Raw genomic sequence first — 11,783 nt, forward strand, 5'->3', positions numbered from 1 at the left:
GGTGATCGCCCCGTCCCGGTGACGACCGACTCACGAGTAACCTCCACCCATGCGCGTGCTGATGTTGTCGTGGGAGTACCCACCCGTGGTCGTCGGCGGACTCGCACGGCACGTCCACGCCCTGGCCAGGCATCTCGCCCGGCAGGGGCACGACGTGGTCGTCCTGTGCCGTCACACGGCGGGCACCGACGCCGAGACCCACCCGAGGACCGATCGCGTGGTCGAAGGCGTCCGGATCATCCGGGTCGCCGAGGATCCGATGCACGTGACCTTCGAACGGGACCTCGTCGCGTGGACGCTGGCCATGGGGCACGCGATGGTCCGCGCCGCCACCGACCTGCTGCGCACCTGGCAGCCGGACGTGGTGCACGCCCACGACTGGCTGGTCACCCATCCCGCGATCGCGATCGCGGAGGCCGCGCGGGTGCCGCTGGTCGGCACGATCCACGCCACCGAGGCCGGGCGGCACTCCGGCTGGCTCTCGCATCCGCTGAACCAGCAGGTTCACTCCGTCGAATGGTGGCTCGCGAACCGCTCGGACGCGCTGATCACCTGTTCGCAGGCCATGCGCCGCGAGGTGGCGCACCTGTTCGAGGTCGACGGCGACGCGGTCACCGTGATCCACAACGGCATCGAGGAACGCACCTGGCAGGTGCCCGCGGAGGAGGTCGCGCACGCGCGCGAGGTCTACAGCCCCTCCGGCGCGCCGTTGCTGCTCTACTTCGGACGACTGGAGTGGGAGAAGGGCGTGCAGGACCTGCTCGCCGCGCTCCCCCGGATCCGCCGCGCCAAACCGGGGACGCGGCTGGTCGTCGCCGGCAAGGGACGGCATCTGGAGGAACTGGTCGACCAGGCCCGCAAGCTGCGCGTGCGCCGCGCGGTGGACTTCGTCGGGCATCTGTCCGACCGCGAACTGCGCGCCGTGCTGGCCGCGGCCGACGCCGTCGTGCTGCCCAGCCGGTACGAGCCGTTCGGGATCGTCGCGCTGGAGGCGGCGGCCGCGAAGGCGCCGCTGGTCGCTTCGACCGCGGGCGGGCTCGGCGAGGTCGTCGTCGACGGCGAGACCGGCCTGGCGTTCAGCCCCGGCGACGTCGACGCCCTCGGGGACGCCGTCGAGGCGGTGCTGGACGACGAGGTCGCCGCCGCCCGGCGGGCGCTGACCGCTCAGTCGCGCCTGGCGGCGGACTTCGACTGGGGGCGGATCGCCGAGGCGACCGTCGCGGTCTACCGGCGGGCTCGCGTCGGGGAGCCGGTGGAACTGGGGCGGCCGAAGATCGCGACCGGGAACGCCTTCGAGCCCTGATCCCGCCTGGTGTTTCGTGGTGCGAAAGCCACTTTCGCAACCTTCAACGTTGCGAAAGTGGCTTTCGCAACGTTGGCGGGGTGCGCGGTCGGCCGTGTCAAGGCATGTCGCGAAAGCCACTTTCGGGACGTCTGATGTCCCGAAAGTGGCTTTCGCGACATGCGCGCCGCCGCGGGAAGGCGGGGGCGGAGGGGAATCCGGGACGTCGGGGGACCCGGATCCCCCTCCACGAGCGTCGCGGGTCGCGAGGGGCGCGACCCCCGGGGCTGCTCTAGGTGACGCCGGTCAGAAGTGGCACGGCCGGACACAGTCCGGCTGCGCCGAGACCCCGGCCGAAGCGGACACCGCCGGGGCGGCGAGGGCGACGGCGAGGACGGCGAAGGTCGCGGCCAAGAGGGTTCTCAACTGCTTCTTCATGGTGGCTCCTCGGGAAACGGGCGGAATCCCCACCCGGCGCAGAGCATCCGCGCGACCCGCCGCCGAAACAACGGGGGTATCACTACGTACCCCTACCTAATCGCGGTCCGTGACCGTTTCGTCCGGTCCCGTGAGTGTGATCAGAGCCGTAACTCGCGTGCTTGGAGCCGGATCATCGTGTTACGCCTCCAAGCACGCGAGTTACGCCTTCGATCACGCATGTTCGGCATGAAAAAGCCGCGAAGGCCCCGTCCACGGTGGTGTGGTGAGGACGGGGCCTCCGCGACGGGCGCACGCCCGACAGGCGCTACCGGAGGGGCGCGCGCGTGAAGCGGGTCCGGTGGCGGGGAGCCGCCGCCACCGGACCCGTTGGGCCACACCGTCCCAAACCGGTGTGGAACCCGGCCGCCCCGCGTCAGGTAGAGGCGGCCGGAGCCTGGATCAGTGAGTGGTCAGGTATCGCGCGTACGCGCCGGTGGTGAGGAAGCTCGGCAGCTTCTCGCCCAGCGCGGTCTCGGTGAAGATCTCGTAGGCGTCGCCGAGCCGGTTGCCCTCGCCCAGTTCCGCCCGCACCGAGGTCAGCTCTTCGTCCAAATAGGACACGGCCAGCTCACGGGTGAGCGCGGTGCCGTCTTCGAGCTTCGTGCCGTTGCGGATCCACTGCCACACCTGGCAGCGGGCGATCTCGGCGGTGGCGGCGTCCTCCATCAGGTTGTGGATCGCCGCCGCGCCGGTGCCGCGCAGCCACGCGTCGATGTAGCGCAGCGCGACGTTGATGTTGGCGCGGACACCCGCTTCGGTGACCTCGCCGCCCGCGCTGGCGACGTCGAGCAGATCCTCGGCGGTGACGACGACGTCCTCACGGAGCTTGCCGAGCTGGTTGGGCCAGCCGCCGAGCACCTCGTCGAACACCTCGCGGCAGACCGGGACGAGGCCGGGGTGCGCGACCCACGAGCCGTCGAAACCGTCGTTCGCCTCGCGTTCCTTGTCCTGGCGGACCTTCTCCAGCGCGGTCGCGTTGATCTCCGGGTCCTTGCTCGGGATGAACGCGGCCATGCCGCCGATGGCGTGCGCCCCGCGCTTGTGGCAGGTCCGCACCAGCAGTTCGGTGTAGGCGCGCATGAACGGGACGGTCATCGTCACCTGCGCGCGGTCCGGGAGCACGAAGTCCGCGCCGTGCGACGAGAAGTTCTTGATGACGCTGAAGATGTAGTCCCAGCGGCCGGCGTTCAGCCCGGCGACGTGCTCGCGCAGTTCGTAGAGGATCTCCTCCATCTCGAACGCGGCGGTGATCGTCTCGATCAGCACGGTGGCCCGGACGGTGCCGCGCGGGATGCCGAGTTCCCGTTGCGCCAGCAGGAAGACGTCGTTCCACAGCCGCGCTTCGAGGTGGTTCTCGAGCTTCGGCAGGTAGAAGTACGGGCCGCTGCCGCGGGCCAGCAGCTGGCGCGCGTTGTGGAAGAAGTAGAGGCCGAAGTCGACCAGGCTCGCCGAGACCGGGCGGCCGTCGATGCGGATGTGCTTCTCCACCAGGTGCCAGCCGCGGGGGCGGGCGACGATCGTCGCGGGCTCGTCGCCGATCGTGTAGCGCTTGCCGGCCTCGGTGGTGAAGTCGATGTTGCGGCGGATCGCGTCGTACAGGTTGAGCTGGCCGTCGATGACGTTGTGCCAGGTCGGCGAGGTCGCGTCCTCGAAGTCGGCGAGCCAGACCTTCGCGCCGGAGTTCAGCGCGTTGACCGTCATCTTGCGGTCGGTCGGGCCGGTGATCTCGACGCGGCGGTCTTCGAGACCGGGCGCGGCCGGGGCGACCGACCAGCTGCTGTCGTCGCGGATGGAGCGCGTCTCGGGCAGGAAGCCCAGCGGCTCCTCCCCGGACTGCAGCTTCTCGCGGCGCAGACGGCGCGCGTCGAGCAGCTCGCGGCGGCGGCCGGCGAACGCGTTGTCCAGTTTGGCCACGAAGTCCAGCGCGGCCGGGGTGAGGATCTCGTCGAACCGGTCACCGGCAGGTCCGCAGACGTCGATCCGGTAGTTCAGCTTCTCAACCATGGTGTGCCTCCGCTGGGCTTCGCGAGAGATAGAAGGGAAGGGAGGTGGCGGTCTCCCGGGGGTCGAAAGACCGCCACCCGTCACCTAATTGCGAGTGATCAGAACTGCTCGGCCTCGGTGGAACCGGCGAGCGCGGTGGTCGAGCTCTCCGGGTTCAGCGCGGTCGCGACGTTGTCGAACCAGCCGGTGCCGACCTCGCGCTGGTGCTTCGTGGCGGTGTAACCGCGGTCCTCCGAAGCGAACTCGCGCTCCTGCAGGTCGACGTAGGCGGTCATGCCCTCGCGGGCGTAACCGTGCGCCAGGTCGAACATCGAGTAGTTCAGGGCGTGGAAGCCTGCCAGGGTGATGAACTGGAACTTGTAGCCCATGTGGCCGAGCTCGCGCTGGAACTTCGCGATCGTCGCGTCGTCCAGGTGCTTCTTCCAGTTGAACGACGGCGAGCAGTTGTAGGCCAGCATCTGGTCCGGGTACTTGGCCTTGATCGCCTCGGCGAACTGGCGGGCGACCTCGAGGTCCGGCTTGGAGGTCTCCATCCACAGCAGGTCGGCGTACTCGGCGTAGGCCAGACCGCGGTCGATGCAGGGCTCGATGCCGTTGGTGACGTTGTAGAAGCCCTCGGCGGTGCGCTCGCCGGTGACGTACTTGCGGTCACGCTCGTCGACGTCGCTGGTGATCAGCGTGGCGGCCTGCGCGTCGGTGCGGGCGACGATCAGCGACGGCACGTTCAGCACGTCCGCGGCGAGACGGGCGGCGTTCAGCGTGCGCTCGTGCTGCTTGGTCGGGATCAGCACCTTGCCGCCGAGGTGACCACACTTCTTCTCGGAAGCGAGCTGGTCCTCCCAGTGCACACCCGCGGCACCGGCGGCGATCATGCCCTTCATCAGCTCGAAGGCGTTGAGCGGGCCACCGAAACCGGCCTCGGCGTCGGCGACGATCGGGGCGTACCAGTCGATGTCGGTGTTGCCCTCCGCCCAGTTGATCTGGTCGGCGCGGCCCAGCGCGTTGTTGATGCGGCGGACGACGGCCGGCACCGAGTTGGCCGGGTAGAGGCTCTGGTCCGGGTAGGTCTGGCCGGAGAGGTTGGCGTCGGCGGCGACCTGCCAACCCGACAGGTAGATGGCCTTGAGGCCGGCGCGCACCTGCTGCACGGCCTGGTTACCGGTCAGTGCGCCCAGCGAGTGGACGTAGTCCTCGGTGTGCAGGAGGTCCCACAGCTTCTCGGCGCCGCGGCGAGCGAGCGTGTGCTCCTCGACCACGCTGCCGCGCAGCTTGACCACGTCAGCCGCGGAGTACGAACGCTTCACGCCCGCCCAGCGGGGGTCGGTCTCCCACTGCTTGGCCAGTTCGGCGGCCGCCTGCTCCAGCTGCTGCGCGTGCTGAGTCATCGGATTCTCCCGGTGTTGCGAAGTTTGCGAGTGATCGCCTTTCCTGCCAAGACCCTGACATGACAGGGGAAATCCGATCCAGGCCTCCAATTTGCCAATTTCTGCGAAGCTTCCGTAGCATCTTGCAAAGGTTGCGAATCGCTGATTCGCAACCAGAGGCAAAATCCACGGGCTTGACCGTTCACTGAATCGTTCAGGCCCGGAAACCTTGCGGACAGAGAGGCCTCAGTGGACAAAACCTTCGCCGGAGCGAAGCTGCGGCATCTGCGCGAAAGCCGGTCGATGAGCCAGGCGGATCTCGCTCGTGTGCTGGAGATCTCACCCAGTTACCTCAATCAGATCGAGCACAACTCGCGTCCGCTGACCGTTCCGGTGCTCCTTCGCATCACGCAGGCGTTCGGAGTGGACACCGAGTTCTTCGCGAACAACGACACCGCCCGGCTGGTGGCCGATGTGAAGGAGGCGCTGCTCGACGAGGTCCTCGGCGTGGACGTCACGAACAGCGAGCTCAACGACCTCGCCACGAATCTGCCGACGATCGCCCAGGCCCTGGTCAAACTGCACCGCAGCTACCGCAACGCCGTCGAGAACACCGCCGCGCTGACCACGGAAAACGGGCTGGGCATGCACGGCAGCGCGGCGGGCTCGCTGCCGCACGAAGAGGTCCGCGACTTCTTCTACGAGCGGGAGAACTACGTCGCCGAGCTGGACGAACGCGCCGAACGGATGGCGCACGACATCCCGCTGCAACGCGGTCAGGTGCTCGCGGCGCTGAAGGAGACGCTGATCCAGCGCTACGGCGTCGACGTCACGAGCGAGGGCATCGACGAGACCAACGGCGAACAGCACCGCTACGAACCGGGGCCGCGGGTGCTGCGGCTGGCGCCGAGCCTGCGCGTCGGGCAGCAGGCGTTCCGGATGGCCTCACAGATCGCGCTGCTGGAATACGACGACCTGATCACCGAACTCGCCGACTCGTGGGCGTTCTCCGGACCCGCCGCGCGTTCGCTGGCCCGGGTCGGGCTCGCGAACTACTTCGCGGGCGCGCTGATCCTCCCCTATGGACCGTTCCTGGCGAGCGCCGAACGCTTCCGCTACGACATCGAGCGGCTCTGCGACCACTTCGGCGTCGGCTTCGAGACGGTCTGTCACCGGCTCTCGACGTTGCAGCGTCCCAAGAACCGCGGCGTGCCGTTCTCGTTCGTGCGGGTCGACCGGGCGGGGAACATGTCGAAGCGCCAGTCCGCCGCGGGTTTCCACTTCTCCCGCGTCGGCGGCGCCTGTCCTCTGTGGAACATCTACGAGGCGTTCGCCCAGCCCGGCAAGATCCTCACCCAGATCGCGACCCTGCCCGACGGCAAGAGCTACTTCTGGGTCGCGCGGACGGTGTCCCGCAACATCGGCGGCTACGGCAGCCCCGGAAAGACGTTCACCGTCGGCCTCGGCTGCGAACTGCGGCACGCGAAACGGCTCATCTACTCGACCGGGCTCGACCTCGACGACCGCGCCGCGGCCACCCCGATCGGCATGGGTTGCAAAGTCTGCGAACGCCCGGCCTGTTCGCAGCGCGCGTTCCCGACGATCGGCAAGCAGCTGACCGTCGACGAGAACACCAGCACCTTCGTCCCCTACCCGGCGGTGCCCAAGTCGCCTTGAGCCGCCCTGATCTCCCTGGCAGGGTGACCGGCGACGGCCGCGGCCTGTGACGGCGGCCACCGCACTGGGGAGAAACGCATGATCTTGGTGACCGGGGCAGGCGGCAACGTCGGCTCGGAACTGACCGGAATCCTGGCGCGCGGCGGGCATCCCGTCCGGGCGCTGGTCCGCACGCCGCGGCCGCTGCCGGACGGCGTCGAGGGAGTGACAGGAGATCTCAACGAGCCGACGAGCCTGAAGCCCGCGCTGGAGGGTGTCCGGGCGGTCTTCCTGCTCGGCGGCTACGAGGACATGCCGGGCGCGCTCGCGGTGATGCGCGACGCGGGCGTCGAGCAGGTCACGCTGCTGTCGTCCCGTTCGGTCGTCGGCGGGCACGCGGACAACGCCGTCGCGGGGATGCACATGGCGGCCGAGGCGGCGGTGCGCGCATCGAAGCTGGCGTGGACCTTCCTGCGGCCGAGCGGGTTCATGTCGAATTCGCTGCAGTGGATCCCGCAGCTTCGCGCCGGGGACGTCGTCCGCGAGCCGTTCGCGAACGTCCCGGTGGCGACGATCGACCCATACGACATCGCCGCCGTCGCCGCGGAGTCGCTGACCACGCCGGGACACGAAGGGCTCGCATACGCCATCACCGGCCCTGGTTCGCTCCGGCCCGCCGACCGGCTGCGTGTCCTGAGTGAACTGCTCGGGCGGGAGCTACGGCTGGAACCGCTTTCGGACGCGGAGGCCCGCGTGACGATGAGCGCGGAGATGCCGGAGAAGTACGTCGACGCCTTCTTCCGCTTCTTCGCCGAGGGCGAGTTCGACGACTCGGCGGTCACGGGCGCCGTCCAGGACCTCACCGGCCGGGCGCCGCGGCCGTTCGCGACCTGGGCGCGGACGCATCTGGCCGCGTTCCGCTAGCCGGCGACCGGGTCGCCGATCCGCCCGAGGAACAGCGGCGACCCGGTGGCCGTGTCGGTGATGACGAAGAGGAACGGACGGTCGGCGGTCACGGTGCGCGGCAGCTCGGCCGACACAGCGCGGGCGTCGACCCCCGTGGCCGCCGCGGCCTCGGTGCCCTCCTCGTCGACCTGGACGAAGGTCTTGTGCTGCACCGAAGCGATCTGTAGCCGGGCTTCGTCGGTGATGCCGCTGAAGTCGGCGGCGGGCCCGAACGCCGCCGGCATGCCCGCTTCCTTGAGCGGCGCCGACAGGTCCAGCGCGGACCTGACGGTGAACCTGGGCATGGCCAGTTCCACGGTGGCGGGCCGGATCTCGCCGAGCAGCCCGGCGATTCCCTTGCCGCGCAAGGCGTCGATCGCGGCCGGGACGATCACGGTGAAGGCCAGCCGCCCGCCGCGGTAAGGCAACGTGACCGCCTGATACCCCGGCCCTTCGGCGTAACCCAGTTGGATCTCCGGGGCCGTGCGCATCATCGGGACGGTCACCGCCGACCCGTCGGCCCGGGTGAAGGGCGCGTCCACGGTGAGGTCACGGGGGAACTCCCGCGCCCATGGCACTTTCAGGTACAGCGCGTTGGCGAGGACCAGCCGGGTGTCCTCGGTGATCGACTTCTCCGGGAACAGGTCTTCGATCCTCCCCTGGGTCTGGTCCGCCACCGTCCGGTTGATCCGCTCGCGGGCGCCGCCGGGGTCGGTGACGAAGTCCTCGTCGCTCGTCGCCGCACCGAACCGATCACGCAACGCGTCCCGGTACCCGGGCTTGATCCGGAGGCCCCGCTGGATCCAGGCGGTGTTCGACACCTTCAGGTCCTCGTGGCCGGCGACCGGCGGGACGAGAGGTCCGTCTCCGGGAAGACGCAGCACCTTCCGGATCTGCGCGGCGGTGTCGCCCATCGCGCCCGCGCCGACCATCTGCAGCGCCGTGGAGACACTCGCCGGTGACAGCACCAGGTTCTTCTCGCTCGCCAACGCCGGCGCGGTGAGCAGGTCGAGCCCGAAGGCGCCGGCAGCGGTGACCGCCGCGGCCGTGCCGGAGTCCACCTGCTGGGTGACGGGCAGCGGCGCCGGTGGTTCTTCGCGGGCAGGTTCCGCTCCGCAGGCCGTGAGCAGCACGACCAGGCCGAGCACGAAGCACCGAGTCATGACCGGGAGACGGTCTCCGTGCCCGGTTCGGTTGCACCGTGCCCGGCGGAAAGCGGACGTCTCTCCGTCGTGGCCGGGGCCGGTCAGTACATTCAGCATTCGTGCAAGGGATCGAAACGGTGAGCGCCCGAACGGTCGAAGAGGCCGCCAAGCGATTGGCCGGGGTGGTGACCCGCACGCCGCTCGAACCGAACGAGCGGCTCTCGGCGCGGGTCGACGCCCGGGTCTGGCTCAAACGCGAAGACCTGCAGACCGTGCGCTCGTACAAGATCCGCGGCGCGTACAACTTCATCGTCCAGCTCGACGCGGAGCACCGGGAGCGCGGCGTCGTCTGCGCGAGCGCGGGCAACCACGCGCAGGGCGTCGCGTACGCGTGCCGACGGCTCGGCGCGAACGGCCGCGTCTACGTTCCCGGCACGACTCCCCGGCAGAAGCGCGAGCGGATCGCGACGCTGGGCGGCTCGCATATCGAAGTCATCGTCGTCGGTGAGACCTACGAAGACGCCTTCAGCGCCGCGAAGCACGACGCGGAGACGACCGGCGCGACGCTGGTCCCCGCGTTCGACGCGCCGGAGACGGTCGCCGGTCAGGGCACGGTCGCGATGGAGGTCGTCGCGCAGCTCGGGTTCGTCCCGGACGTGATGGTGGTGCCGGTCGGCGGTGGCGGGCTGCTCGCGGGGATCGCCGCGTGGGCCGCGGAACGGGCCCCGGAGATGCGGATCGTCGGCGTCGAACCGGCGGGCGCGACCTGTATGGCGGCCGCGCTGGCGGCCGGTGAGCCGGTGCGGCTCGAAAACGTCGACACCTTCGTCGACGGCGCGGCGGTGGCGCAGGCCGGATCGGTGACCTATCCGCTGGTCCGCGACGGCGGTGTCGAGCTCACCGACGTCGCCGAGGGCGCGATCTGCACGGAAATGCTCGCGATGTACCAGTCCGACGGCGTGATCGCCGAACCCGCGGGCGCGCTCGCGACGGCCGCGCTGGGCACGGCGGTGAAGATCGACCCCGGGCAGATCGTGGTGTGCGTCGTCTCCGGCGGCAACAACGACGTCAGCCGCTACGGCGAAGTGCTCGAACGGTCCCTGATCCACGAAGGACTGAAGCACTACTTCCTGGTGGGTTTCCCGCAGGAGCCCGGCGCGCTGCGGCGGTTCCTCGACGAGGTCCTCGGGCCGGACGACGACATCACGCGGTTCGAGTACGTGAAGCGCAACAGCCGGGAGACCGGTCCGGCGCTGATCGGCGTCGAACTCGCGCGGCCCGGTGACCTGGAAGGCCTGCTGCACCGGCTGGAGGCGAGCCCGCTGCAGGTGGAGCGGGTGGAACCGGGAAGCCCGCTGTTCCACTTCCTGGTCTGAACCGCCGCGGTGGGCCACTGAGGGACTTGTCGGTGGCCTGTGGTCCACTGGTCGCCATGGTGAGCAAGGTCGACGGAGTCCGGAGTCTCGATGCGTTGCGCGAGCTGGTCCACAGCGGCGCGGAGCCCGAGTACCAGCTCTTCTACGGCCACACCCCGCTCAAGAGCGGCCGGATCAACGCGGCCTGCCTGAGCCAGTGGTGGCACGCGCCGTTCGTCGCGGGCGGCGAGCGGTACCCGACCGCCGAGCACTACATGATGGCGAGCAAGGCGGAGCTGTTCGGCGATCACGAGGCCGCGGCCAACATCCGTCAGGCGCCGGACCCCAAGACCGCCAAGATCCTCGGCCGCGAGGTCACCGGATTCGACGCCGAGGTCTGGGAGCGGCACCGCTTCGACATCGTCATCGACGGCAACCTCGAGAAGTTCCGCCAGCACGCCGAGGAGCGCGAGTTCCTGCTGAGCACGGGCGACAAGGTGATCGTCGAGGCGTCCAGGATGGACCTGGTCTGGGGCAGCGGCCTCGCCCGCGAGGACAAGAACGCCACCCGCCCCGACTACTGGCGCGGCCAGAACCTCCTGGGCTTCGCGCTCATGGAGGTCCGGGAGCAGCTGCGCGGCTAGCTTTCGCGTAACTCGCGTGATCAGGAACGTAACTCGCGTGATCAGAGGCGTAACTCATGAGTTACGGCTCTGATCACGCGAGTTACGCCTTCGATCACGCGAGTTACGAGTCGACGCCCAGGGTCTTCTGCAGTGCCTTGTTCGCCTTGCGCGCCATATCCGCGACGGCCTCGCGGCGGGCGGCGTCGGCGGCGTAGTCGTCCTGCCGGTTCCGGACGACGCGCGCCGGCGAACCGACGGCGATCGAGTAGTCCGGGATCTCGCCCCGAACCACGGCGTGCGCGCCGAGGACGCAGCCGCGGCCGACCCGGGTGCCCTTGAGCACGGAGACCTTGGTGCCGATCCAGGTGTCCGGCCCGATCCGCACCGGCGACTTCACGATGCCCTGGTCCTTGATCGGGACGGTGATGTCGGTGGTGACGTGGTCGAAGTCGCAGATGTACACCCAGTCCGCGACGAGCGTGGCCGCGCCGAGCTCGATGTCGAGGTAACCGTTGAGGACGTTCTGCCGCCCGAACACCGCCTTGTCGCCGATACGCAGCGAACCCTCGTGGCAGCGGATCGCGTTGCCGTCGCCGATGTGCACCCAGCGGCCGATCTCCAGCCGCCCGTAGCCGGGGCGGCAGTGGATCTCCACGTCCTTGCCGAGGAACACCATCCCCCGCAGGATGATGTGCGGGTTCGCGATCCGGAACTTCAGCAGCCGCCAGTAGCGGACCAGGTACCAAGGCGTGTACGCGCGGTTTCGCAGCACCCAGCGCAGCGAGTCCCTGGTCAGGAACTTCGCCTGACGCGGATCACGACGGGCCTGGCCCCAAGCGCGGAGCCGCGACAGCGCGGGCGCACCCCACATGGACGTCATACCGGTGACCGTAACCTGTGTTCAGGCCGCCGACCGCAAAGGGGAT

10 protein-coding genes are annotated in these 11,783 nt (G+C 69.4%); 5 read left to right on the forward strand and 5 right to left on the reverse strand.

The window, feature by feature from the left end; all coding sequences use genetic code 11:
* Positions 1–49 precede the first annotated feature (49 nt).
* Entirely contained in the window at positions 50–1,303 is a 1,254-nt protein-coding gene (locus tag ACZ1DY_RS34030; protein WP_240600501.1) for a glycosyltransferase family 4 protein, read from the forward strand.
* Positions 1,304–1,588: 285 nt separating this feature from the next.
* Here the strand turns inward: ACZ1DY_RS34030 and ACZ1DY_RS34035 are convergent, their stop codons facing one another.
* The 3 genes from ACZ1DY_RS34035 to aceA form a co-directional block, all read right to left on the reverse strand.
* Positions 1,589–1,720 (reverse strand): hypothetical protein, encoded by a 132-nt coding sequence (locus ACZ1DY_RS34035; RefSeq protein ID WP_255431986.1) that lies wholly within the window; start codon positions 1,718–1,720, stop codon positions 1,589–1,591.
* Between the two features lie 441 nt (positions 1,721–2,161).
* Positions 2,162–3,766, reverse strand: a complete 1,605-nt coding sequence (gene aceB, locus ACZ1DY_RS34040; protein ID WP_465482124.1) for a malate synthase A — start codon at positions 3,764–3,766, stop codon at positions 2,162–2,164.
* Between the two features lie 98 nt (positions 3,767–3,864).
* Positions 3,865–5,151: an isocitrate lyase gene (gene aceA / locus ACZ1DY_RS34045; protein WP_126734532.1), complete on the reverse strand. Its 1,287-nt coding sequence runs from the start codon at positions 5,149–5,151 to the stop codon at positions 3,865–3,867.
* Positions 5,152–5,379: 228 nt separating this feature from the next.
* Between aceA and ACZ1DY_RS34050 the strand changes: the two genes are divergently transcribed.
* Both ACZ1DY_RS34050 and ACZ1DY_RS34055 read left to right on the forward strand, forming a co-directional pair.
* Positions 5,380–6,807, forward strand: coding sequence for a short-chain fatty acyl-CoA regulator family protein (locus ACZ1DY_RS34050; RefSeq protein WP_126734533.1), 1,428 nt, complete (start codon positions 5,380–5,382; stop codon positions 6,805–6,807).
* A 78-nt stretch (positions 6,808–6,885) separates the two neighbouring features.
* Positions 6,886–7,710 (forward strand): NAD(P)H-binding protein, encoded by an 825-nt coding sequence (locus ACZ1DY_RS34055; protein ID WP_465482125.1) that lies wholly within the window; start codon positions 6,886–6,888, stop codon positions 7,708–7,710.
* Here the strand turns inward: ACZ1DY_RS34055 and ACZ1DY_RS34060 are convergent.
* Positions 7,707–8,894 carry a serpin family protein gene (locus ACZ1DY_RS34060; protein ID WP_465482126.1) on the reverse strand — a complete coding sequence of 396 codons (1,188 nt, stop codon included), beginning with the start codon at positions 8,892–8,894 and terminating at the stop codon, positions 7,707–7,709. The genes ACZ1DY_RS34055 and ACZ1DY_RS34060 overlap by 4 nt on opposite strands.
* A 101-nt stretch (positions 8,895–8,995) precedes the next feature.
* Between ACZ1DY_RS34060 and ilvA the strand changes: the two genes are divergently transcribed.
* Both ilvA and ACZ1DY_RS34070 read left to right on the forward strand, forming a co-directional pair.
* Complete coding sequence (gene ilvA, locus ACZ1DY_RS34065; protein WP_126734536.1) at positions 8,996–10,252, forward strand: threonine ammonia-lyase IlvA; 1,257 nt, start codon at positions 8,996–8,998, stop codon at positions 10,250–10,252.
* Between the two features lie 56 nt (positions 10,253–10,308).
* Positions 10,309–10,875 (forward strand): NADAR family protein, encoded by a 567-nt coding sequence (locus ACZ1DY_RS34070; protein ID WP_185927198.1) that lies wholly within the window; start codon positions 10,309–10,311, stop codon positions 10,873–10,875.
* 103 nt (positions 10,876–10,978) lie between these two features.
* Here the strand turns inward: ACZ1DY_RS34070 and ACZ1DY_RS34075 are convergent, their stop codons facing one another.
* Positions 10,979–11,737, reverse strand: coding sequence for an acyltransferase (locus ACZ1DY_RS34075; RefSeq protein WP_126734537.1), 759 nt, complete (start codon positions 11,735–11,737; stop codon positions 10,979–10,981).
* Positions 11,738–11,783: the final 46 nt, after the last annotated feature.

Source organism: Amycolatopsis sp. PSD-21, assembly GCF_055561455.1.